Consider the following 24,554-nt stretch of genomic DNA (forward strand, 5'->3'; position numbering starts at 1 on the left):
GCCGACCGGGAAGCAGCGGCCCGTACGTCACTGGGGTGCGGTGTCGGTCAGCAGGTCGAAGGCCAGACCGCTGGAGCGCCCGCCGCGGCCGGTGTCCCGCCGCACGGTGAGCCAGACGATCACCTGGCCGGTCCGGGTGCGGGTGCGGTTGTACGCGGCGGTCAGGCGGGTGCCCGTGACAGGGACCTCCTCCTCGTTGATGAAGTACGAGTTCCCGGCGTCGAACCCCTCGCGGAGCAGGGCGGTCCTGGCCGGTACGGGACTGCCGTCCACCTCGCTGGGCATCGTGGCGCGCTGCAGTTGCACGCTGCGGTTGTCGCCGGGGACGTGGACCGGGATGAACGGGATCCAGTGCTCCGGGACCGAGCTCATCACCCGGTACGCGAGCGCCGCCCGAGAGTCGTCGAGCCGGGTCGGCGGGCGCGGCCGCCGGCGGCGGAAGGCGAGGGTCTCGGCGGCGGCCTCCGCGCCGGGGCGCGGGTCGCCGGTGGGCATGCGGACGGTCTGCTCGATGCCCCACACCATGTTGGCGTTCTCGTCCCGGGCCAGCTGGACCTCCTCCAGCGCCGGGCCGTCGGCCACCTTCGGCGTTCCCGGCGGCAGCAGGAGGCCGGGCGCGTCGCCGTGGACGTACATCGACCATTGCTGCCAGTCGTGTTCGGCGCCCGCGCCGGCGGGGGTGATCCAGCGGCGGGCGCCGAACACATCGGTCACCGCGAGCCCCTGTATCGCCGCGAACGTGCCGGTCGGCACGTCGCACGGCAGGATGTACCAGTCGTTGCTGTAGACCAGCGCGAACTCGAGAAAGATCAGCCGGGCCAGGTCGGTGCTGTCGGGGGTGACGGCGGCGAAGTTCGTACGGCCGTCCTCGACCGCCCACCAGCGCGGCAGCGGCATGCCGGTGAACCGGGCGGGTGTGGGGAACACGGTGCGGTTCAGCGCGGCCGGAGTGGCACCGGCGCCGCCGAGCGTGTCGTCGTGGGCCGTCGAGAACGCGTGCCAGTCCAGCTCGCCGCCCGGGTATTCGGGCGCGGACAGCACCGTCTCGCCGCCGGGGCCGGCCGCGGCGACCGAGAAGCGGTGCTCCAGCCGTCGCGGGTCCCAGGGGCTGGTCGCGCCCGGCTGGTCGATGAGCTGGTCGAACCAGGCGATCAGGCGGGGGCCGAGGGCGTTGAGCGCGTCGCGGTCCTGCCGCCGCAGCCCGGTGATCCCGTCGGCGGCCGTTCCGCCGCCCTTGACATGCTGGTAGAGCAGGTAGCCGTCCATCCGGCGGCCGGCCACCGCCTGCGTGCCCGCCCAGACCTCCGGGTGGGCCACGCGCTGGGCGTCGGCCTCGGCGTCCGGGTCGGGGAGGGTGATGGGGTAGCGGGCGACGTACTGTTCGGCGACCTCGCGGTTGTGCTGGAGCGAGGCCCGCGCCACGAGCTTCAGCCAGCGGCGGCCCAGCGACAGCCGCAGGTCGAACGAGATCGGCTCGGTTCCGAACGTGAACGGCAGCGGCCGCCTCTCCGCCACCGTCTCCAGGGGACGCCCGGCGGGTAGCGCGCCCGGCGGGCTCACCGGGTCGGTGTCGGGGCGGAAGCGGGTCAGCGGGCTGGCCACGACCGAGTACGTGGCCGTCACCGGCGAGCCGCCGTCGGTGGCGCGGAACTCGCCGAGCTGCCACTGCCGCGCCAGCAGCCACAGCGGGTCACGGACCTCGGCACGCAGCGCCCTGCCGAAGTCGGTGGTACGGGGGCGCCCCTCCAGGCGGTTCCACAGGCCCACCGTCGGGAAGTCGCGATGGGCCAGCGCCGCGGGGAGGTCGGCGATACGGGGCTCACTCATGGTCGGCCTTCCATCGTGCGTTGGCGACGGCGAGATCGGTGCTGATGGTGATGGGCTGGCGGGTCGCGGACAGGAGGGTCGCGGGCAGCAGCTGGGCGTACCCGGTGCCGTCGAGCTGCGCGGGCTCCACCAGCCGCGTACGCGCCAGGTCGAACGTCTCGGTGACCGCCGCGACGAGGTCCTCGGCCCGCCACGACCCGGTGGTCACGGGCGGCACGACCAGCAGCATGCTCTGCGGCGGCTCGGAGTCGGGGCTGTCGGCGTGCACGGCGATGCCGGTCGTCTCCCGGTCGGTGGGCAGCACCTCGGTCCACTCGTCGAACAGCAGGCCGCTGGCGGGCCCGGACCCGTCGGGCGGGTCGTCGGCGTAGTGCGCGGTGAACAGCAGCCGGTCCTGGTCGATGGTGGCGCCCGACGCGAGCTCCATGGCCAGCCAGTGGTCGCCGTTCACGAGCGGCAACTGGATCGGCCGCAGCCGCGGCTCCCGGTCCTCGATGTCCTCGAGGTCTTCGTTCCTGAGCGCGTCGCTGAGCAGCGTCACCCGCTCCCACAGCCGCGGCATCTCCCGTACGCGGGCCAGGCCGTGCAGCCAGTCGTCGACGGGGAAGTCCCGGGAGATCGGCGCCCGGGTGAGGTGCCTGACCAGGTCGTCGCTGTCGTCGAACGCGTCGTGCAGGTCGTCGCCGAGATCCTTCGGCAGCGTGTACTCCGGCACGACCAGCGCGTCCGGGCCGAGCAGCGCCCGCAGCGCCTCGATGGTCGCCTTCGCGCGGTCGGGCGCGGTGACGGCGTTGTCGGCGCTGGTCAGCGCGGCGGTGGCGGCGGCCAGGCGGGCGGTGATCTCCTCGCGCAGCGCCCGCGTCCTGGACAGCAGCTCCGCGCCGAACGCGACGACCTTGTCCAGCACCGGGGTCAGGTCCAGCCCGGCCGGGTCGAGTCCGGTCAGTGGCAGCAGGTCGCCGACCTGCTCCAGCAGCTCGCTCAGCTTCGTACGGTCGGTCCTGGCGACGTCCTCCAGATCGTCCTGGCGCCGGGCGAAGATGTCGCGCTGGCGCCCGATGGCGTCGCGGAACCGGTCGGGCCGGTCCGGCGGGTCGGGGTCAGGCGCGGTCGTGAGCAGCGGCTCCACCTCGTGCAACCTGCGAAAACGCTCGTCGTCCGGGGTGCGCCGGGGCAGCGCGTCGTAGGCGGCGAGCAGCGCGTCGGCCTTGGCGAGCGTGCGTCCCATCCTGGCCGCCGTCACGGCCGCGGCCGCCAGCACCTCGGAGAACACCCCGCGCCGCCAGGCGGTCACCTCGCCCCAGCCGCTGCGCACCATGCCGAACCCGGCCGCGGTGGTGACCAGCCGGGCGTAGCGGGTCAGCAGCGTGTCGATGTCCTCCACGATGTCGTCGCGCCGCGGCTGCGCGGGGGCGGGCGGGTACAGCCGGACGAGGTCGCCCAGCAGGTCGTCCACGTCGTCGCCGAGGTCGTCGAGCGACTCGCGGACCGCGACCGGGCGCTGCTTGGGCACCGACACGGCGTCGTCCAGCGTACGGTCGAGTGTGACGGGGCCGGAGGCGGGCACCAGGTCGGTCGGCTTGAGCGGCCGGCCCGTGGTCAGCAGCGTGCGCAGCGCGGTGATCAGCGGCGACAGCTCGAAGAAGGTGACCTTGCCGTCGACGCGGTCGGTGTAGCGGATGGTGAGCTCGGCGTCCGGGCGCGGGTCATCCCTTTTCACGACGACGCCGATGATCCGGTCGTCCAGGTCGGTCATCGCCGCCTGGTCGGTCGGCCGTACTGTCCACAGCAGGTCGATCGGCGCGAGGTCGACGTCGTCCTGGGTGACCACGCTCTCGTGGGCGTGGCCGTTGACCGGATCGGTCCAGGTGACGCGCGCGGCGACGGATTCGTCTCGCGGCAGCAGGCTCGGCAGCCAGTCGTCCACGGCCGGTTCCGCCTGCGTGCGGGGGGTGTCGTCGTTGCCGGGGTGCAGTCCGGCCTTCAGCCGCAGCCCGAACCGGTGGGTGAGCGTGGTGCCGCTGCGCGGCGACCTGACCACCTCGGGCTCGGGCGGCAGCCCTTCCTTGGCGTAGGCGTCGAGGGTCGCGGAGGCGCGCTCGGGGTTGCCGCCCAGCGCCTGGTGCGTGGCCTCGGCGACGGCGAGGTCGGCGACCGCGTCGTTGGCGGCCAGCAGCCGCTCGGCCTCCTCGCTGATCGCGTTGGTCTGATCGGCGTCCGCCTCCGGCAGACCTTTCAGCCCGAAGGGGTACGTACGCGACGCGCCGCTCCTGGTCAGATGGCGGGCCAGGGCCAGGCCGTCGATCACGTTGCGCGCCTCGACCTGCCCGATCTCGTCGGGCTTGTCCTGATCTGCGGCCACGGACTGCGGGATCTTGCCCGAGCGCAGTGGGAAGGCCAGCCTGAGCCCCGCGATGAACTTGTCCACCTCGGTCCCGTGGCCGCTGCGGTCGTGCAGGCCGCGCTCGAAGCGGTAGCCCAGCATCGCGCCGAGCGACTGGCCGCGCCGCATCTCGTCGAGGATCGACAGCGCGAGCCTGACCCGGTCCGCGCCGAGGTTGACCGCGAAGGGGCCCGGGTTCTGCCGGTCGGCGTTGGCGACGTACCCGGCTCGCAGGACGGCCGCCGTACGGGCGTGGCCGGGCGACGGCGCGTGCACGAAGCCCTCGTTCTCCGGGTCGTGCAGCAGCGGCTGGGCTCCGGCGAACACCGTCGCCAGCGGGCCGGTCAGAGAGACGGGTTCCAGCCGGTCGATGGCCTGCGGCCGGACGTTCTCCAGGTAGCCGTACGCCCCCAGGTGCAGGCCGGGCCGTACGGTGCCGTCGGGCGCGAACCGCAGTTCGGCGAGCCGTTCGGTGGCCAGGCCCAGCCGCCACGCGTCCAGCCGGTAGGTGGCCAGGTCGAGGTGCTCGGCCAGCAGCCGTTCCAGGCGGGCGGTCGGCAAGGTGGCCAGGACGTCCAGCGCGCGGGCCTGGTCGGCGAGCGCCGCCGTCGGGCCCGGCTGGTCCGGCGCCTGCTTGCTCAGCGCCGACGGGATGAAGTTGACCAGCAGCTGATCGGGGCTGCCCGTGACCAGCGGGGCGGGCGAGTACAGCAGCCGGAAGCGGCTCTCGCTGGTGGCGTCCTCGCCGGGTCCGGGCAGGTGCACGTGGATGAACGGCGGGTCGACCGGCGGCCCGGCGGACTGGCCGGCCGCGGCCGTGAGCGCGCGGGCCGCCTCGTCCCAGCCGAGCAGGATCGCGTGCCGCAGCAGCAGGTACAGCAGCGTCGCCGGGCGCCGGCCCTCGGCGAAGCCCGACTCCAGCCGGATCCCGTTCAGGTTGGTACGCGTCAGCGCGGCCAGCCAGGTCAGATAGTCGCGCCCGTCGGTGGTGTAGGGCCGGATGTGGGCGCTCTCCGACAGCGGCCGGTCGTCCACCAGCGGCGCCAGCATCGGCTGGTGGAAGTCGGTGAACAGCCGCCGCAGCAGGTCAGGGTCCCGGCCGGGGCCGGTGTCCGCGCCGAACCGGCTGAGCAGGGCGCGCACCGGGGCGGCCAGCCCGAGCTGCTCCACCGTGGACACGACGGTGCCGCCGAGCCCGGCGAGGTTCTCCCGGTTGAACAGGTCCTCGAGGCTCTGCGCGTAGCGCTGGTGGTACTCGGTCGACGTCGGGTGCAGCGCGACCAGGTCGAGCAGTTGCTGGTGCGCGTCGCTCGCGCCGTCGCCCAGGTGCGGCACCTGGGCGGCGGCAGCGGCCCAATCCTTGCCCGCCTCGGTCAGGACCCGGTTGAGTGCCCGCCGGTGCCCCGCGGAGTCCGGGAAGGCCAGCCGGGAGAACGCGGTGGTGGGCAGGATCCCGTACGGCTGCCGCCCGATCTTCACCACGGGCAGCGGGCCACGGCCGGAGACGTACTTCTGGAAGAAGTCGCGAGTCTTGGCGACGGCGTCCGGGCCGAGCAGCGGGTGCAGCGTCGTCTGCAGGAAGGAGCCCCACGTCGCCGGCCACAGCGCGGTGTTGGCCGCGCGGGCGTCGCGCTGGTCCGTTCCGTCCGCGTTCGGCATGCCGGACAGGACGCCGGAGTCGATGCCGAGCAGGTCGGTGAGCTGCCTGCCGTCCGTCCTCGTCGTCCAGTCCTGCGCCGCCGCGGCGGCGATCCCGCTGGAGGAGCGCAGCGCGGCGGCGGCCTCGTCCTCCTCGTCCTGACCGGCCGGCCGGACCTCGGAGTTGTTGGTCGGCGTGCCCTGCGGCAGCAGGGCGAACCCGTCCGGGCCGCGCAGATGGCGCTTGATCAGCTCGGTGAGGTCGGCGGCCGTCTGCGTGGGCGCCGCCTGCTCGCGCAGGCCCAGCACGACGAGCCGTTCCACCCCGCCGCGGATCTCGTCGGTGAGCGGGATCCGCACGCCCATGCCGACGGCCACGGCCCGGTCGAAGTCGACGAGCCAGCGCAGCGCGTCCGGCACGTGCAGGACGCCGGTCTGCTCGTTGACGGAGATCTGGTCGCCGGAGCCCGGGTCCGGGCTCACCGCGAGCGTGGCCGGCACCGTGGCGCCGGTCACCGACACCACCTGGCGGGTGCCGTTGAAAGCGAGTACCTGGAACCGGTCGGGCAGCAGAGCGGCCTTGGCGCCCTGCGTCCAGGCGTCCGTCGCCGTCGTGCCGGGAGCGGGCGGCTTCAGCACCAGGAACGCGACGAGCACGTTGTCGGTCGGGCTCGTCAGCGCGCCGTCCAGCCCGAACGGCCGGTTGGCGCGGATGGTGTTCGCCCTGGCGGTTCCGACTGAGGCGAGCAGCGCGGCGTCGGCCTGGCGCAACCGCAGCCGGTCGCCGTGCGCCCGCCACACCGCGCTCCAATAGACGATCGACGGCTGCCGGTTGTTGGCGGCCGGAGCCGCGGCGGACCGGATGACCAGCACCACGGCGTCGTCGCCCGCCCCGGTGGGCTCTTCGGCCGGGTTCTCCGGGGTACGGCCGCGCAGCAGCCACGCCGCGCGGCCCGCCGGTATCCGGGTGGCCAGCTCCTGCCAGGCGGCCTGAAGCCGCGCGGCCCGGCCGCCGGCCGCCCAGCGGGCCGTCCAGTACGCGTCGATCGCGGTGATCTCGGCGTCGGTGGGCTTGGACTCGAACTTGTCCACGGCCCACTCGTCCGGAAAGACCCGGACCAGCAGTTCCGTGGCGGTGAAGCGGGTCTCGACCCGCACCGGCGCGAGCAGAACCGGGAACGCGTCGCTGAGCGCGGTCATCGGGGCACCATTTCCTGAGCGTGAACGGCGACCATGACGGGCACCTGAAGGAGGATGTAGGCAAGGTCGGCCGAGCCCAGCCCGCTGGACCACAGCGGCAGGTTCTCGTCCTCGCCGTGCTGGTCGAGCTTGCCCGCGTCGTCGGATCCGTCCAGCCCGGCGAGCGGCACGGTGACGGCGGGGTCGAGCGTGAGGAACCCGTGTCCGGCGGGGTCGACGTCGCTCCAGGTCAGGTCGTTCCAGACCTCGATGGGCCCGGCGGGCGCGCCGGGGTCCCGGTCGTCCAGGCCGAAGCGGGGGTCGCCCGGACGTTCCTTCAGCACGAAGAACCAGCCGGGGTCGTCGGGACCGCCGATCGCCTGGTCGGCGGTGAGGCCGAACCCGATCAGATAGATGTCCGGGTCCACGGTGGCCTCGAAGCGGGGAAGCTGGATCTGCTCGGTCGTCGGCTGACCGGTGATCGTGACCAGGCGGCGCTGCTGCGACTTGTCGGGCAGGCCGTCAGGTCCGGGCGGCCATTCGGCCCGGTGCGCGTAGATGGCGGTGGTCGGGTACTTCTTGAGCAGTTCGCCCCTGACGACCAGGACGATCCCGTCGTGCGGGTTGGAGTTCTCCCCGAGCCTGGCCGTCAGCGGCCAGCGGTGCATCGGCGGGATGTCGTAGTCGCGCTCCCGGCGGTCCGCGGGCGACACCCCGGGCTCCGGCAGGGCGGTGACGGCGTCCCAGAACTGGCGGAACGGGGTGCCGCGCTGGTCGGTCGGAAACTCCCGCCACAGCATCTCGCGGGCCATCTCGTGGTTGAGCCCCGCCATGTACGACTCGATGAACTCGTGGTTGTTGTCCAGAAGCGTCAACGTGTTCTGCGGCAGCAGGTTCAGGTTCGGTACGAACGCGTCGATCCCCAAGCCGAGCAGCGCCCGGAACATCGGCAGGTCGAACACCGGGTACGCCATGGCCTCGGTGAACGCCTCCGCGAACGGCCGCAGGCGCTCCGGCAGACTGACGGAGCCGTCCAGCAGCGCGCGCGGCACGGTCGTGTCGGAACGCAGGCCGGTGAGCGTGGCCGTCGTGGTGGTGCCCAGGTCGAGCGGGACCGGCTGCGGGGTCTGACCGACCGCCACCCCGGCGTCGATCGCCTGGTGCAGCTCGCGCAGCGCGCTCTTGAACCGGGTCGCCTCGGCGCTGTCGGCGGTGCTGGCGTGCGGGGTGACGGGGTCGCCGGGCGAGCGCAGCACGAAGTCGGGGCTGTGCGCGAGGACGTCCACGGGGTCCGCGCCGGGCGGCCGGTCGGGGTGGAGCACGGCGTTGACGTCGGCCGGGGTGACCAGCGCGCCGGGAGTGATCTTGACGGGCACGGCGACGACCGGGTTGACCGCGTCGTCCATGCGGAACAGCAGGGCGTCCGGCCGTGGGCCCTCGGCGAAGTCCAGCGAGCGGATCAGCCGCGAGCCGGGGCGGATGATCCGCCGCATGGCGGGCGAGACGGGCGCGGCGGCGACCCGGCTTCCGGCCACGTGGAACCCGACGGCGACCTCACTGTCCTGCCCGGCCACCAGCGAGTTCGCGGCGCTGACGGGGGTGGTGACCCGGGAGTGGGCCGGGGCGGTGAGGGTGAGCGCGCGTCCCGAAGGCGCGGCGGCCGCCGCGGTCCGCGCCGTGCCCGCCGGCAGTTCGAGGTGGCGGGTCTGGAGCGCGTGGCCGACCTCGCGGGCCAGTTGGGCGGCCCGGATCCGGCCGTTGGCCGCCAGCACGTCGCCGACCTGCGCCCAGGCGGCCGCCATCAGCTCCTCGTCGTGGTCCCTCACCACCTGCGCGCCGAGGTTGGCGGCGACGCGGAAGCGCGGGTCCAGGTTCAACCGGTGCACCCAGTTGTGGTTGTCCTGCGTGGACACCGGTGTGCCGTCCCGGTCGTACAGCAGGCGCGAGGTGCGCGCGTGCCACCGGCCGTACAGCGGCGGCGTGAGGAACGGGTCCGGTCCCGACGTCGGCTGCTGGAAGTCGTCGGCCCGGTTGATGAGGCGGGCCAGTTCCTGCTCGAACGGGTGCGGGTAGAGCGGGGACGGCGACGGCGGGTCGGCGAAGTGGTCCCAGTTCTCCCTGGGATCGACGCTCTCCGGCACGCGCAACGCGCCGCCGAGCGGCAGCACGCCGCCCTGCTCGGGGATGCCGGGCAGGTCGAAGCCGGGGCCGTCGTGCACGTCGATCTCCCGCACGCCCACCCGGGCGTCGGCTCGGCGGGGACGCAACTGGCGTACGAGGAACTCGAAGTCTCCGGCCGTACCGGTGCGGAACGCCCAGCGGTGGTAGTACGGCATGCGGTTGCCGACCGGGCGGTTGGCGTAGGGCGGGCCCCAGCTCGAGTACAGCGCGCCCGGCGCTCCGGCCGGGTCGAAGCCGAGTCCGGCCAGCCGCCCGGTCTCGAAGGCCGGCACCAGGAACGCCTCGTAGGCGGTCTCGGGCCGCAGGTGGCGCGGGCAGATCAGCCGCGAGCAGGCGCTGTCCGGGTCGGTGGTCAGCACCGTGTCCAGGGCGGCCAGCGGGCCGGCCGTGCTGTCGGTGACGACCGGGCCGGCGAGCGAGCCGTTCACGTGGACGTGCGCCCAGGCGCCGAGCTGGTCGGCGGGCGGCATCGTATGGACCGGGTCGATGATGTCGATGGCGGGCAGCGGGTCTGTGCCGGGGGCGTCGGCGAACTCGGTGCCGGCAGCCAGCACCACCAGGGCGAGCCACGGGGTGAGGCGCGCGATCGACGGGCCGGACGGCGCGGGGCTGTAGCGCCAGGCGAAGTCCTCCTCCACGAACTCGATGTGCGCGAGGAAGTTCGGCTCCACGTTGGCGGTGCCCGGCCGCGGCTCGGTCCGCGAGATCGCCCGCGGGTCCACGCCGACCACGTCGCCCGGCCCGTACAACTGCACGGGACGCCCGGCGTCGTGGGTGATCGTGCCACCGTCGAGCCCCTCACCGGAGACGTTGAGCGGGATCTGGACGCTGGCCCGCGCGGCCGTGCCCGGGTCCGCCGTGATCCGGGTGTTGATCCCGGCACGCAACCACGGCAGGAAGGTGTAGGCGTTGGCGGTCACGAGGTCTCCCCGAACACCTCGGAGGTCGCGGTCAGCTCGACGGCGGCCGGGCCGGCGGCGGCCAGCCCGGAACGGGCGACGCCGCCCGCGACCAGCACCCTGTCGTCGGCCAGCACGACGGCCGCGAACGACCACCGGCCCGTCACCAGGCCCGGCACGGACGCCCACGCGTCACCGGTGACGTCGTAGGCCAGCACGCTGCGGAAGCCGGACTCGTCGCGGTCGCCCGACGCGCCGCCCGCCACCATGACCTGGCCGCCGGGCAGCAGGACGGCGCGGTGCAGCGCGCGCCCTGAGGGCATCGCGCTCACCTCGGTCCACTTGCCGGTGTCCAGGTCGAACACCTCGGCCGTGCGCCGGCTGAACGGGTCGTACGGCGCGGTGCCCGGCGAGCCCGGCGCGGTGCCGCCGGTGATGAGCACGCTGGTGTCCGACAGCCGGACCGCGCGGTGGTGCCTGCGGGCGCTGATCAGGCTGCCGGTGGGCGTCCACTTGTCGCGTGCCTGGTCGTAGAGCTCGCAGAACGCCAGCGCCGGGTCGTCGGGGGCGCCGACCGGCGCGGTGCCGCCCGCGACCAGGACCATTCCGCCGTGCAGCGGTACGGCCGTGTGGGCGGTGCGCGCGTCGCTCATGGAACCCGCGGAGCGCCACTTGTCCTTGCCGGGGTCGAACCGCTCGGCCGAGCGCAGCGCGACCGTGCCGCCCGAGGGACGCGAGGCGCTGCCGCCGGCGACCAGGACGCTGCCGTCGTCCAGCAGCGTCGCGCTGTGTCCCCAGCGGGGGGTGATGAGGCCGCCGGTCGGGGTCCAGTGCCCCGTCGCCGGGTTGTACAGCTCGGCGGAGCCCTGTTCCGTGCCGCCGTTCAGGCCACCGACGGCCAGGACGCGGCCGTCGGCCAGGCGGGTGAGCGAGTGCAGGCGCCGGGGCGTGCCCATCGGGTCGGCCCGCTCCCAGGTGTCGTGGTCGGCGCCCTGCTTCTTGCCGAACAGGGCCGCGTCGGCGAGCGAGCCGCCTGCCGCGTCGGCGCCGCCGGCCACCAGCACGGTGTCGTCGGCGAGCAGCACAGGCCCGTCGTGCTGGCCGTGCCAGACGGCCGGGGTGGGCAGGTCGCCTGCGGTTTTCCAGGTTCCGGCGGGTGGCTCGGTGGCTTTGGGCATGATGGTCATTCCTTCGTTGGTCATGGGATCAGCACCTCGCCGGTGCCTGTGGTGTCGGTGCCGGCCACGCCCGCGGCGGCCAGCACCCGGTCGTCGGGCAGTTCAGCGACGACGTGGGCGCTACGGCCCAGGAGCAGGCCGCCCAGCGTGCGCCAAGTGCCGGACCCGGGGTCGTAGGAGATGACGGACCGGAAGCCGGCGCTCCGCTCGGGCGTGCCGGTGCCGCCCGTCACCAGCACCTCGCCGGAGCGCAGCAGGATCGCGCGGTGGCCGGAGCGGCCGCCGTCCGGCATCGGCCGCGCCGGGCTCCAGACCTCGCTGACCGGGTCGTACAGCTCGGCGCTCGCGAGGCTGTGCGGGTCCAGCGTGCCGTCGGCGGCCACGACCGGGTCGCCGCCGGTCACCAGCACCCGGTGGTCGGTGAGCAGGACGGCCTGGTGCCCGGCCCGCGCCGTGTCGAGGCTGCCGGTGGTGCTCCACGCCCCGCTGACCGGGTCGAACACCTCGCAGTAGGCCAGCGGCTCGGCGCGGCCCGCGCCGGTGGGCAGCAGGCCGCCGGTGACCAGGACCCGGCCGTCGTCCAGCAGGACCGCCTGGTGGCCGGTGCGGGCGCTGATCAGCGTTCCCGTGGTGGTCCACGTGGCGCTCGCCGGGTCGTACAGTTCGGCGGAGGCGAGCGCGCCGTCCTCCTGCCCGTCCCGCGCGCCGCTGCCGCCGGCCACCAGCACCCGGCCGTCGCCCAGCACCGTGGCCGAGTGCCCGTGGCGGGCGACGGCCATGCCGGCGGCCGGGGTCCACCGGCCCGCGGCCGAGTCGAAGAGCTCGGCGGAGGCGAGCGGCGCGTGCCCGCTCCCCTGCCCGCCTGTGACGAGCACGCGACCGTCTTGCAGGCGCGTGGTGGCGTGCCGCCTGCGCGCGGCCCCGAGCGCGGGCCCGGTGGCCCACGAGTCGCCCGCCGGGTCGAACAACTGGGTGACCGGTACGGGCGAGCCGTCGGGGGCGGTGCCCCCGGCGATCAGGACGCGGCCGTTCTGCAGCGGCACGAGATCCACCTCGGACACCGGTGCGGGCAGCACGCCCGCGGGCGACCAGGTGCCGGGCACACCCGGCGTGACGGCCGCCTCGGCCGCCGGAATCACGTGCAGCTGCCCTGCCAGATTCGGGTCGAGCGTCACGAATCCGGCGAGCGCGTCCTCGGCCGTCGCACGGCTGCGGAACGTCGAGGGCACCCGGCGCGTGGTCGTGCCCGGCCGGCTCGGCGGGAAGGCCTGGCGGTTGCTCTTCACGTACGCGACCACGAAGCGCTGCTCGTCGATCCGCACGGTGTCCTCGGCCAGGAACGGCTGCCGCTGCCTGGCCTGCCTGGCCGACAGCCCCGAACGGCTGGTGCTCGAACCGCGCAGCAGCTCGTCGAACACCGGCTCGCTGACGCTGTGGAAGCGCTGCACAGGCGCGCCGGCCGCGGCCGCGAGCGCGACCCCTGCCGGTTGCGCGGCGGCGCTGTCGATCAGGTGCAGTTCAAAGCGGACCGCGCGGCGCACGACCCGGGCGGTCGCGAGATCGCCCTGGTCGGAGGTGAGTTCCAGCCCGGCGTCCTGCGTCTCGAACGAGGGCCGCGACAGCTTGGCCGCGTCGGACATCTTCTGGAACTGGGCCATCGCGAACTTCTCGCCGGTGACCGACTTCTCGACGAATCCGCCGTTCCGCGGTGTGGTGAGGCTGAAGCGCCGCCCGTCGGTGATCGGCTGCCCGCCGATCTGGTCCACCCGGACGCCCAGCGGCAGCGCCCGCTGCCGCACGACGAGCGTGCCGAGCGGGTGCAGCACCAGGTCCTCACCCGCCGGGAGGCTGCGCAGGGAGACCAGCGTACGGACGCCGCCGCCCGGCAGCCGGGTCTCCCAGCTCTCGTTCTTGGCGATCTCCGAGACCAGCAGCGGCAGCCCGAGAACCGTCGGCACGAACAGCGCCAGCTCCTCGCCGAAGGAGAAGTCGAAGTCGGCGGAGATGGAGAAGAACAGGAAGCCGATCGAGCCGCGCCCGTGCACCCGCCACGGGGCCGGGCCCTCCAGCGTGAGGTCCAGGCTGAGGCTGAACACGCCGACGCCGAACGCCTTGAGTGAGACGTGCCCCGAGCTGTGCGCCTTGTAGCGGAACGGGTCGCGGTTGATCAGCCCGTCGAGGGTGAGATGGCCCTCGACCCCGAACGAGCTGAACCCCAGCCGCACCTCGACACCGCCGCCGAACTGCACGGTGTTGGGGGTGAGCGCGAAGTAGCCAGTCACCCGGATGAGCTGCTTGCCCCGGTTGAGCAGGTCCACCGCGAGCCGGCTGGGCGTGGGGAACGGCAGCGGCGGCGGGTGGAACCCCGGGTGGAAGCCGCCGATGGTCACGATCAGCTCGCGGTCGCCGCTCCAGGCCACCAGCAGGCCCATCCCGCCCTCGACGGTCATCCCCACGATGCGCGACTCGACGAGCTTGGCGAAGAACCACAGCCGTCCCTTGTCCCGCTCCAGCGCGCCGAGGAACTGGGCCTGCAGGAGCAGCAGCGGGTCCTCGGGAGAGGGCAGCGCGGCCCGTACGACGCCGAGGATCGCGATGTTGCCCGGCACCTCGATGATCAGGCCGACCGAGGCGGTGATGAGGGGCGGAGTGCCCCACCCGATCTTGGCCATCGGGCCGATGAGGAACGTTCCCTGCTGGGCGGGGAAGAACCGGCCGAGGTCGGACAGGATCCGCGGCGCGTTCGCGACCACGTCCTTCGGGAAGGCGACCGACTCGATCGCCCCGGTCCGCACGCCCTCGATCAGCGCCCGCAGGTCCATCCTCCGGTTGAGTCCCAGGAGCCCGCCGACGGCCAGCAGCGTGAATCCGGCGCCGAGCTGGATGCCGGAGGGGAACTCCGCGGTGAGCACGATGAGCAGCGAGAAGCCCGGTGAGCCGTCCGGCTGGCGGGTGGTGATGAGCCCGATGCCCTTGACCGCGATGAGGTCGACGATCTCCAGTTCCAGCGCGCCGGCGTACTCGCCGCGGCCGGGGTCGAAGGACAGGAACCCGCCGCCGGACACGCCGTTCGCGTTGATCTTCAGCCCGACTCCGGTGGGCGGCTTGAAGCCGACGTCGAGATCGAGGGCGCCGTCCTTCCGCGACAGCTTGATCACCGCGCCCATCCTGTCGGCCACGGCCGCGATCGGGCCGAGCTGGGCGCCGACCGTGCCTGACGCCTCCAGGGCGACCCCGTCGTCGGTCAAGCGCAGGCCGAGGTGCAGCGAGCGGATCTCCACCGGGCCGACCTGGAGGTCGACAGGGATGTCGGCCTCGACCCCGCCCGTGCCGCGGAAGCGCAGCCCGGTCGCGCTCGACCAGGACAGTCCCACGTCGGCGTCGAGCTGGATGGAGCCGAACGGCAGGATAGACGCGAGGAAGCCGTCCGCGTCCGCCAGGTTCAGCACGATCTTGCCGCCCTCGACGGCGGCCTCCAGCACCAGCTCGCCCTCGGCGCGGCCGGCGGCGGCGTTCCAGTCGAGGTCCGCCCCGCCCGTGATGCGCAGGGAGCGCGCCTCGACGCGGGAGCCGCCCGCGGTGCCGAGGATGACCAGCGGTGGGCCGCCGGCGGCGGGCGGCGCCTGGACGCCGAACCGCACCGAGCCGCGCACCTCTCCGGACGGCGGCACGACCCGCAGGTCGGCGGGCGGCAGCAGCTCGACGGCCGCCCCCGCCTCCATCGCCGCGTCGGCCGTCGCGACCAGCGCCACGGAGTCGTTGACCGGCACGATGAGCTCGAGATGGTCCTTGGCGTCGAGCCGCAACGTGGCCGCCACGCCGGGGATCTGGTCATCGGTCCTGCCGATGTCCACGCCGGCGACCCGCAGGAACGGCGGCGGCCCCGGCTGCGGGAAGGCGAAGTGCGACACCGTGGTCAGGAAGATCGACAGGCGCTGGAGCAGCAGGTCCCAGTCGAAGTCCGGGCCGCCCCAGCGGTAGAGCTCGGTCAGGGTGGCGACGGGGTCGCGCAGGAAGCCGCTCAGCCGGTCCAGGCGCAGCACCCGGCGCACATGCGTGGGCGCCGCGGGGGTCGCCGCGATCGGCGTCGACTCCAGGACGCCGATCAGCTCCAGCACGTTCGCCACGATCGGCTTGCGGTCCTGGAGGTAGGTGATCAGCGCGAAGCCGAACAGCCGCTCCGGCAGCTCACCGGCGAACGCCTCCACCTCGGCCCGGTTCGGCCCGGCCGCCGCCGCGGCCGCCCGGATCGCGCCGGCCACCACGCCGACCGCGTCGGCCACGGTCGTGACCAGCTTGCTGATCGCGGCCACGCTCTCCGCGATCCGGTCCACGTCCTCGGCCTCGATCGCCGCGGCCAGGTCGGACAGCGAGCGCGGCAGTCCGCTCAGCGCCGTGGCGGCGCCGTCCACGGCGTCGCGCACGGGTTGCGCGGCCAGCACGACGCCGGGCGCCGGCAGGCCGATCTCGGCGAACAGCAGCGGGATCTCGTCACCGCGCAGCCGCTGCTCCAAAGGGGCGAACGCCTTGCCCACCTCGAGCATCAGGGATTCGACGGACAATGCCATCGCGGGATACCTCCGGTCTAGATCACGCCGCCGGATATGACCAGCGCGTAACCCTGGGTTTCAAGATTCACGTAGGGGCGGAGCCGGATCATCCATGGACCGATGACGGGACTCGGCAGGACGACCATCTGAACGTTGTTGGTGATGTCGGGCGGAACGGGCGGGCTGGTCTTGCGCTGCCGGGAGAAGCCGCTGGGCACGTCGAAGTCGTTGCCCGAGTAGAGGTTTCCTGCCGGGTCCTCGACCTCGAACCTGATCGCCTGCACGGTGGGGGTGGTCTGGCCCTCGGACGGCGGCCGGTTCACCCACACGAAGGTGATCTTCAACGGCTCTCTCGCGTCATGGACGTTGAAGCGGTACGTACGGGTCTCGGCCAGGCGCAGACCGGCTCGGCTCGGGATATCGATCGCGATCATCGAGCGGGCGCCGTTCTCGAAGAACAGGGTCTGGTCGAGCTGGATGAGCCCCCAGCCCTCGGTGTCGGTCGGGTAGCCGGGATGACCTTTCATGTCGACGGTCGCGTTCAGCAGCACCGCCCTGATCAGCGCTCCTGACGGGCTGGGGTTGCGGTTGCCCTCCACCGGCCGGCCCTTGGGGTAGAAGCCCTGGTTGAAGTACTGGCGTACGAGGGCGGCCGCGGCCGAGACGTTCGGCGTCGCGAAGCTCGTGCTGCACCGGGGCTGGACCTCGGTGTCGCTGTACAGGCCCGTGGACGGCGTCGGCGGCAGGACGGAAGTCCTGATGCCGCAGCCGACGGCCATCACCTCCGGCTTGCGGCGGCCGTCGAACGAGGGCCCGTCCACGCCGCTGCCCCGCGACATCTGGTCGGGGAAGGCCTTGGCCGCCGCGACGCAGAGCGCGTTGAACGCGACGCTGGGCGAGGCGTTCTTCGGGCTCACCCCCGTGTTCTCGCCGGCGGCGATCACCACCTGTTCCTCGCGGGCCAGGCAGAAGGCGTCCAGGTCCCGGGCGACGACGTCGTAGCGGATATTGGTGCTCCAGCTGATGTTGTGGACGGTCGCCCCGGCGCCCCTCCCGTCCTCCAGCAGCTCCTGCAGGCTGCGCGGGCGGCGGTTCCCGTCCGGAGACGTCTTGTCCGGCGGGGCGAGGATCAGGTTGGCGTCGTGGCCGACGATCTTCGCGGCCCAGGCGCCGCCTCTGTCCTGGTGGTTGCCGGAGTTGCCCAGTTCGTCACCGGCCGCGATGCCGGCGACCTTCATGAAGTGGCCTTGGGGCGTGGCCCCTCTCGGGTTGAACAGCTCGCGGATCTTGCGATGGCCGGGGCCGGGCCTGTTCGGGGCCGCGTCGGCGAAGAAGCGGTGGTTGAGGTCGAGCGTGCCCCGCTCGATGACCTGGATCACCTGGTCCTCGCCGTGCAGGTCGTGCGCCCAGATCGTGCCGCGGGCCGGGTCGCCGGACTGGGTCGTCTGGGCGGAGGGCACGTCCGCGTCGACGATCGTCGGCACCGGTTCGATCCACGTGACGTCCTCCAGCGCCGCGACCTGGGCGAGCTTGACCGCGTCGGCCAGCGTGAGCCGCAGGCGCAGCCGCCCGCCGAACGCCCGGCCGTCGACGGTGGCGATGTCGCGCGCGCCGATCGTCGTCAGCGCGGCCGTGACGGCGTCGGCGTCGGAGTCGTCGAACAGCACGGCCACCAGGTCGAGCGGCCCGGTCGCCGGGATGTCCGGGGAGAGCTTGGACGCCTGTGGCAGCGGGGCCACGGCCCGGACCAGGAAGTCCGCGCGCACCCGGTCGGCCGTCGCCGCGTCCAGCCGTTCCAGGTAGGCCAGATTCGGGATGAACCGGTCCAGTCGCAGCCCGAACGCCGCCTTGAGCCGGGCGATGTCCGGCCCGCTCAGCAACGCCGCGAACTGCACGACCGTCGCCTTCGGCCCGGCCGCCGCGCTCTTTTGTACGAGCTCCACGGGGTCGAACGGCTCAGGCCCCACCAGAAGCCGGAAGTCCTGTCGCTCACTCCTCATCGCACACCCCCCGTGATCACCAGCGCGAAGCCCTGCGGCGCCCGTGTGAGCACGGGGCGCAGCCGGATCGTCCAGGGGCCGGGAGCGGGGTTGTTCACGACGACCATCTGGACGTTGTTCGCGATGTCGGGCGGCGCTTTCGGGGGCGCCGCCAGCTTCCGGGAGACCCCGTTGGGCACGTCGAAGTCGTTGCCCATGTAGAAGCCCCCGGCGGGGTCCTCCACCTCGAACCGGATGGGGTCCGGGGTGAACGGCGCCACCTCGGTCATCGCCTTGCTCGTCCAGACGAGGGTGATCTTCAGCTGCTCGCCCGCGTTGTCGACGGTGAAGCCGTACGAGCGGGTCGCGGACGTCGCCATGGAGGCGGCGCTCCTGACGTCGTGCACGATCAGCTTGCGCGTGCCGTTCTCGAAGAACAGGGCCCGGTCGAGCTGGATGATTCCCCAGCCCTCGATGTCGCTCGGGTAACCGGGGTGGCCGGTCATGTCGACGGTCGCGTTCAGCAGCACCGCCTTGATCAGCGCGCCTGACGGCTGCTTGACGATCTTGTCCTGCTCGGGCTTGCCGTTCGGGTAGAAGCCCTGCGTGAAGTACTGGCGTACGAGGGCGGCCGCGGCCGAGGCGTTCGGCGTCGCGAAACTGGTGCCGCACGTCTGGACGGCGGTGTCGCAGTACACGCCCTGGGGCGGCGCGGGTGGCAGGACGGAGGTCCTGATGCCGCAGCCGACGGCCATCAGGTCCGGCTTGCGGCGGCTGTCGAACGAGGGCCCGTCCACGCCGCTGCCCCGCGTCATGTGGCCGGGGTGGGCCCTGGCCGCCGCGACGCAGATCGCGTTGAGCGCGATGCCGGGTGGCATGTTCCTCGAGTTCGGCCGCGTGTTCGGCCCGCCGGCCACCACCACCTGCTCCTCGCGGGCGAAACAGAACGCGTCCACGTCCCGGGCCGTGGACTCATAGCGCACGGTGAGGGCGTTGACCCAGCTGAAGTTGTGGACGGTCGCGCCGACGCCCCTCCCGTCCTCCAGGAACTGGTGGACGCTGCGGTGATTCGGGCCCAGGTCGCGCAGCGCGGCGCTGTCGTTGGCGACGATCTTCGCGGCCCAGGCGCCGCCGCGGTCCTGGTGCTGGCCGGAGTTGCCCAGCTCGTCACCGGCGGCGATGCCCGCGACCTTCATGAAGTGGCTGTCGGGCGCGGTGTTCGCCCTTTTGAACTGCGCGCGCACCTTGCGATGGCCCGGGCCCGGCCTGTTCGGGGCGGCGTCGGCGAAGAAGCAGTGGTTGAGGTCGAGCGTTCCCTCTTCGATGATCTGGATCACCTGGTCCTCGCCGTGCAGGTGCCGATCCCACACGGTGCCCCGGGCCGGGTCGCCGGACTGGATCACCTGGGCGGACGGCACGTCCTGGTTCTCGACCGCGGGCGCCGGTTCGAGCCACGTGACGTCCTCCAGCGCCGTGACCTGGGCGACCTTGGTCACGTCGTCGAGCCCGAAGACCAGGCGCAGCCTGCCGCCGAACTCGCGGGCGTCGCTCGCCGCGACGTCGTGCGCGCCGATCGCCGTCAGGCTCGCCGTGACGGCCGCGGCGTCCGAATCGTCGAACAACACCGCCGTCAGAGCGAGCGGACCGGTCGCCGGGATGTCGGGCGAGAGCTTGGACGCCTGCGGGAACGGGGTCACAGCCCGGATGAGGAAATCCGCGCGCACCCGGTCGGCCGTCGCCGCGTCCAGCAGTTCCAGGTAGGCCAGATTCGGGACGAACCGGTCCAGCCGCAGCCCGTACGCCGCCTTGAGCCGGGCGACGTCCGGCCCGCTCAGCGACGCCGTGAACTGCACGACCGTCGCCTGCGGCCCGGCCGCCGCGCTCGCCTGCACGAGCTCCACGGGACTCTCCTGTGCGAGCTCCACGGGATCGAACGGCTCCGGCCCCACCATCAGCCGGAAGTCGGGGCGCCGGGCCGTCATAGCTCGTCCACGGCGACGTCACCGGAGACCACGAGCGCGTAGCGCTGTTTCTCCTGGTGCCCGGACTGGCGCAGCCGGATCCTCCAGGTCCCTGGAGTGGGCTGATTCACGATGACCATCTGGACGTTGTTGATCGCGTCCGGCGGGCTGGCCGGGGCCGTCGCCAGCTTCCGCGAGACCCCGTTGATCCCGTCGAGGTCGTTGCCCATGTAGAAGTTGCCTTGGGAGTCCTCCACCTCGAACCTGATGGCGTCCACCCGGGGATGCGGCAGGTTCTGCTCGGACGGTGGCCGGTTGACCCACACCAGGGTGATCTTCAGCGGCTCCGTGTCGCCGTTGACGAAGAACTGGGACGTACGCGTCTCGCCCATCCGCAGGCCGGCGCTCTTCGGGACGTCCTTGACGATCAACCCCCGGCGGCTGGTGTCCTTGAAGAACAGCGTCCGGTCGAGCTGGATGATCCCCCAGCCCGTGATGTCGTTCGGGTAGCCGGGATGATCGGTCATGCGGACGGTCGAGTTGAGCAGCACCGCCTTGATCAGCGCTCCTGACGGCTGCTTGATGACCTTGTCCTTCCGCGGTTCCCCGGCAGGGTAGAAGCCCCTCTGGAAGTACTGACGCACCAGCGCGGCCGCGGCCGAGGTGTTCGCCGTCGCGGCGCTGCAGCCGCACGCGATCACTTCCACGTCGCAGAACGGGCCTTTGGGAGAGGGCGTAGGGATCGCCGCGGTGGTGATGCCGCAGCCGACCGCCATGAGGTCCGGCTTGCGGCGGCCGTCGGGCGTCGGCCCGTCCACCCCGTTGCCCCGCGACATGTGGTCGGGGAAGGCTTTCGTGGCCGCGACGCAGAGCGTGTTGAACGCGATCCCGGGCGGCAGGTTCTCCGTCCCCTGCTCCCGGTTCTGGCCGGCCGCGACCAGCAGCTGGTCCTCGTGCTCGAAGCTGAACTTGTCCGCGTCCTGGGCGAGCACGTCGTAGGCCGCCACCTTGCCGATGCCCCAGCTCAGGTTGTGGATGCTCGCGCCTTCTTTTCTCGACGCGTTCAGCAGGGTCTCGAGGCTGAAGACCGCGAAACCCGTATTGATCTTCTCTCGCTTCAGGTCCCCGAGGCTGCGGGTGACGAGCTTGGCGGCCCACGCGCCGCCACGGTTCGGGTGATTGCCGGAGAAGCCGAGCTGGTCACCGGCGATGATGCCGGCCATCTGCATGAAGTGCCGGCCGACGACGCCTTCGTTGAACGCCCGGACCACCTTGCGATGGTCCGGACCGGGCTTGTTCGGCGGGTTGTCGGCGAAGAAGCAGTGGTCCAGGTCGACGCCGCCCTGGTCGATCATCCCGATCACCTGCTCCTCGCCGTGCAGGTTGTGGATCCAGACCGGGCCGCTGGACGGGTCGCCCGACTGGAGCACCCGTGCCGACCCGGCGTCCATGAGGGTGAACTCGGGCTCGGGCTCGATCCAGATGACGTCGTCGATCGCGGCGGCCTGGGCGACCCTGGACGGGTCGTCGAGCGTGAGGTGCAACCGCAGCCGCCCGCCGCTCTCCCGGTCATCGGCCGTCGCCATGTCCCGCGCGCCGAGCGCGGTCAGACTCGCCGTGACGGCGACGGGGTCCGAGTCCTCGAACAACACCATCGTCAGGTCGAGCGGCCCCGTGGCGGGGATCGTGGGCGACAGCTTCGACGCCTGCGGGAACGGGATGACCGCCCTGACCAGGAAGTCCGCGCGTACGCGGTCGGCGGTCGCGGTGTCCAGGCGTTCCAGGTAGGCCAGGTTCGGGATGAACTTGTCCAGGCGCAGGCCGTACGCCGCCTTGAGCCGGGCGATGTCGGGCTCGCTCAGCAACGCCGCGAACTGCACGACCGTCGCCCGCGCCGCAGGGGTCGCGGCGAGACGCTCGCGGTGGGACGACTCACTGGAGAGCGACTCACTGGAGGGCGGCTCTTGGCGGGCGGGTTCTCGGCGGGACACTTCCTGGTGGGACGGTTCCACTGCCGCAGGGTCGAACGGCTCCGGCGCCACCATCAGCCGGAAATCCCGCACCCCCGGGCCGGGCTCCCCCGTCATCGCTCATCCCGCTCTCCGGCCGCGGACTCGATCCGCGAGCCTCGGCCGGACCGGTCTTGGACACGGTCGATCACTGCATCCTCCTTGGAGTGGACGAGCCGGCGCCGACCACGCACCCCGGCGGTCGGCATGAACCCCCAGCGGGCTCCGCGATGGCATGTCCCCGAGGCAGAGCCGCCTTACCTAGAAAGGCGTTCCACCGCGTTCCATCGCGCTCGACTTCGCCGTCAGCGTCGACTTGACTGGAACGGCGTGGATGTACTGGTGGCTGAAGAACGGCGGCGGCCACCCAAGGGTCTTCACCAAGTGCGAGATCGACGAGCAGACCCCGTGAGGCCGCCCAGTCCAGTGTCTTCATGAACCGCGTCAGCGAGGGACCTGCGGAGATCGGCACAGTTCGCCATGGCGTCGGTAGGTGGCGGGTGGCCCCTCGCGGATGACGGCCGGATGTGAAGGAGAGCCGATATGGGCAACCTGTTCCGGACCTTACGCAGCAGCCTGGATGCCAATGCCCGGCGTGCGGTCGAGGTGTACACCCGCGAGCTCGCGGATTACCGCAGCCTGGCCGCTGAGGCTCGGGGGTCCGCCGCGATGCTGGACTTCGCGGTGATTCTGCGGCGCCGCACCATCGAGCTGGCCGCGGAGGACCAGGCGTTCACCGGGCAGGACCAGGCGTACATGGCCTCGGTCGGCGCGGCACGGGGCGAGGTGGGCGTCTCGCTGGCATCCCAGCGGCAGGTTCTGCTCCTGCACGCCAATCTCACGCTGCGCGAGATCCACGAGGCGGCGGGCCCCAACGACCTTGGCGACGTCATGCGCATCCTCGGGTGGATCGCCCACCATGGCCTTACCGCGCAGAACGCCTACACACGCGGATACCTCAAAGGTCAGGAGCGCTTCCTGCCCGTCGTGGCCAGGATCCAGATGCTCGCCCGGATGCTTCTCTGCGACGATCCCGCCGCGCCCCAGCTGGCCGGCGAACTCGACCTGCCGACGCAGGCCCACTACCTGGTGACGATCGCCCGGATCTCCGGCGGCCGGCACGACAACCTGCGGCGCGACGAGGTCGTCAAGACGTTGCTGAACCACCACCGCTTCCCGCTGACCTGGCACAAGCCGGATGAGTTCGCGGCGCTGGTGCCCTGCGGCGGCGATGACCCGATCGACGGGCAGGCGGCGGCGCGGTCCCAGGCGCTGTCCCTGATCCGCGACTTCGCCGAGCTGTCCGGGCCCTGTTCGGTCGGCGTGGCCCCGGGCCGGGCGCACGCACTGGCGGACCCGCTCTCGCTGGCCCGCAAGGTCTGCCAGGCGGCACCCGTGGAGAGCGTCCCCCGCCAGGTGTACAGCGTGGCCGACGTGTTCGCGGAGTTGGGGGCGGCCCAGATGCCGCAGGTCGACCAGTGGCTGCGCGAGCTGACCCGGCGGCTGGCGAGCGGTCCCGACCTGGTGGCCACGCTCGACGCCTACTACCGCAACGACATGAACCGGATGTCCACCGCGATAGCACTACGCGTGCACCCCCGTACCCTCGACTACCGGCTCAGACGGGTTCGCGAGTTGGTCGGAATCGAGCCCGGCTCAACCCGCGGCGTACGAGTGCTGAGCACCGCCGTCACCCGCATCCTTGCCGAGGCCTGGCGCGACCAGCCCTGACCTCCTTTCGCACCGCGAACGACTGCGCCTGGGCCCGTTCACGGTGTCAATCGGCCGGAGAGCCGCCGCTCGTCGACGCCGGGGTTCGCATCTCGGCGTCGAGGGCCGCCTGGGCGAGCCGCAGGATGGTCTGGTTCGCCCGCTTGGCCTCCTGGAGGGCGGTGGCGTTCTGGGCGATCATCCTCCGCTGGTAGGCGCTTTCGACGGAGAGCCAGACGCCCACCAGGTTGGTCCGTTTCTTGCAGGCGAGGTCGGTCCGGGCGGTCGCGAGCTCCTTCTCGGACGTTCCGTCACGGAAGGCCGGGTCGGCTATGGGGTCGAAAGGGTTGGCGTAGGAGTGGCCGGCGGCGCGCATGCAGGCCGACCACTCCTTGACGGCGGTCTGGACGCGGTGATCGGTGCGGGAGCGCTGGAAGCTGAGCATGGACAGGTGCTGGGGAAGCGAAGGATCGGCGCCCGCGGGAGCCATGGCGAGGGCCTTGCGCGTCTGCTCCTGGCAGCCGCCCGGCGGGGCCTTGTCACCGGTGCCGGTGATGACGGCAATGGTGGCGGGGTCCAGGTCGGGGGTCTCGGGCGGGTGCCGGGCCGGGTCGCGGGGGCCGAGGCCGTAGCCGTAGGAGGCGGCATCGGCCGCGTCGGTGAGGCCGTAGCGGCGTTCCATCCACGTTCGGGGGCCGACCAGGGGGCGGGGAGAGGAGGTGATGGGAAGGGTGCGGCCGTGGCGCCGCGCGCAGCGGATGAGGAGGACGCGGTAGGCGTTGGTCACGGTGAGGGCCTGGGTGGGGGAATGCTGATAGTCGTCCAGAGGCAGGCGAAGGGCGGCGCCGTCCGGGGTGGTGGTATCGCTCGGGAGGGCCTGGGCGCACGATGCGGTGAGGACTGTGGCGGCTGTCAGCAGGGCAGCGAGGTAGCGGCGCATGGTGTCTCCCAGAAAGGCGGGCGCGGGGCCCGGGCCCCCGCCCCCCGGGGCGGGGGGAGTTTGCGTTTTGGGCTTAGGGAATTTTTTGGCAAGGGGGGGCGGGGTTACCCGGAACCCCCC

The 24,554-nt window shown here is 72.6% G+C and carries 10 protein-coding genes; 1 reads left to right on the forward strand and 9 read right to left on the reverse strand.

What is annotated here, in order from left to right:
* Window positions 1–27: 27 nt before the first annotated feature.
* Genes ACIBO2_RS58365 through ACIBO2_RS58400 form a run of 8 tightly spaced genes read right to left on the reverse strand, consistent with a single transcriptional unit; the run spans window position 28 to window position 21,862 of the window.
* On the reverse strand, window positions 28–1,827 hold the full coding sequence (locus ACIBO2_RS58365; RefSeq protein ID WP_397305319.1) for a hypothetical protein: 1,800 nt from the start codon (window positions 1,825–1,827) through the stop codon (window positions 28–30).
* Window positions 1,820–7,048 (reverse strand): hypothetical protein, encoded by a 5,229-nt coding sequence (locus ACIBO2_RS58370; RefSeq protein WP_397305320.1) that lies wholly within the window; start codon window positions 7,046–7,048, stop codon window positions 1,820–1,822. Before ACIBO2_RS58370 ends, ACIBO2_RS58365 begins: the two co-directional genes overlap by 8 nt.
* Window positions 7,045–10,128: a hypothetical protein gene (locus ACIBO2_RS58375; RefSeq protein ID WP_397305321.1), complete on the reverse strand. Its 3,084-nt coding sequence runs from the start codon at window positions 10,126–10,128 to the stop codon at window positions 7,045–7,047. Before ACIBO2_RS58375 ends, ACIBO2_RS58370 begins: the two co-directional genes overlap by 4 nt.
* A complete protein-coding gene (locus tag ACIBO2_RS58380) occupies window positions 10,125–11,309 on the reverse strand; it encodes a kelch repeat-containing protein (protein WP_358557993.1) in 1,185 nt (394 codons plus the stop codon). The genes ACIBO2_RS58375 and ACIBO2_RS58380 overlap by 4 nt, the downstream gene beginning before the upstream one ends.
* Window positions 11,306–15,853, reverse strand: coding sequence for a DUF6603 domain-containing protein (locus ACIBO2_RS58385; RefSeq protein ID WP_397305323.1), 4,548 nt, complete (start codon window positions 15,851–15,853; stop codon window positions 11,306–11,308). The genes ACIBO2_RS58380 and ACIBO2_RS58385 overlap by 4 nt, the downstream gene beginning before the upstream one ends.
* A gap of 17 nt (window positions 15,854–15,870) precedes the next feature.
* A complete protein-coding gene (locus ACIBO2_RS58390) occupies window positions 15,871–17,835 on the reverse strand; it encodes a S8 family serine peptidase (protein WP_358557999.1) in 1,965 nt (654 codons plus the stop codon).
* Complete coding sequence (locus ACIBO2_RS58395; protein WP_397305324.1) at window positions 17,832–19,796, reverse strand: S8 family serine peptidase; 1,965 nt, start codon at window positions 19,794–19,796, stop codon at window positions 17,832–17,834. The genes ACIBO2_RS58390 and ACIBO2_RS58395 overlap by 4 nt, the downstream gene beginning before the upstream one ends.
* Complete coding sequence (locus ACIBO2_RS58400; protein WP_397305325.1) at window positions 19,793–21,862, reverse strand: S8 family serine peptidase; 2,070 nt, start codon at window positions 21,860–21,862, stop codon at window positions 19,793–19,795. Before ACIBO2_RS58400 ends, ACIBO2_RS58395 begins: the two co-directional genes overlap by 4 nt.
* A 465-nt stretch (window positions 21,863–22,327) precedes the next feature.
* On the opposite strand from ACIBO2_RS58400, the gene ACIBO2_RS58405 reads away from it, so the two are divergent.
* On the forward strand, window positions 22,328–23,515 hold the full coding sequence (locus tag ACIBO2_RS58405; RefSeq protein ID WP_358558008.1) for a helix-turn-helix domain-containing protein: 1,188 nt from the start codon (window positions 22,328–22,330) through the stop codon (window positions 23,513–23,515).
* Between the two features lie 46 nt (window positions 23,516–23,561).
* Here ACIBO2_RS58405 and ACIBO2_RS58410 read toward each other — a convergent pair whose 3' ends face one another.
* Window positions 23,562–24,434, reverse strand: a complete 873-nt coding sequence (locus tag ACIBO2_RS58410; protein WP_397305326.1) for a hypothetical protein — start codon at window positions 24,432–24,434, stop codon at window positions 23,562–23,564.
* Window positions 24,435–24,554: the final 120 nt, after the last annotated feature.

Origin of the sequence: Nonomuraea sp. NPDC050022, from assembly GCF_044460705.1 — a bacterium.
Taxonomy (GTDB): Bacteria; Actinomycetota; Actinomycetes; order Streptosporangiales; family Streptosporangiaceae; genus Nonomuraea.

Coding starts and splice junctions, on each gene's coding strand:
- ACIBO2_RS58385 (WP_397305323.1), bottom strand. CDS start 15,853: ATGGCATTGTCCGTCGAATCCCTGATGCTCGAGGTGGGCAAGGCGTTC.
- ACIBO2_RS58370 (WP_397305320.1), bottom strand. CDS start 7,048: ATGACCGCGCTCAGCGACGCGTTCCCGGTTCTGCTCGCGCCGGTGCGG.
- ACIBO2_RS58390 (WP_358557999.1), bottom strand. CDS start 17,835: ATGAGGAGTGAGCGACAGGACTTCCGGCTTCTGGTGGGGCCTGAGCCG.
- ACIBO2_RS58380 (WP_358557993.1), bottom strand. CDS start 11,309: ATGACCAACGAAGGAATGACCATCATGCCCAAAGCCACCGAGCCACCC.
- ACIBO2_RS58410 (WP_397305326.1), bottom strand. CDS start 24,434: ATGCGCCGCTACCTCGCTGCCCTGCTGACAGCCGCCACAGTCCTCACC.
- ACIBO2_RS58400 (WP_397305325.1), bottom strand. CDS start 21,862: ATGACGGGGGAGCCCGGCCCGGGGGTGCGGGATTTCCGGCTGATGGTG.
- ACIBO2_RS58365 (WP_397305319.1), bottom strand. CDS start 1,827: ATGAGTGAGCCCCGTATCGCCGACCTCCCCGCGGCGCTGGCCCATCGC.
- ACIBO2_RS58395 (WP_397305324.1), bottom strand. CDS start 19,796: ATGACGGCCCGGCGCCCCGACTTCCGGCTGATGGTGGGGCCGGAGCCG.
- ACIBO2_RS58405 (WP_358558008.1), top strand. CDS start 22,328: ATGGGCAACCTGTTCCGGACCTTACGCAGCAGCCTGGATGCCAATGCC.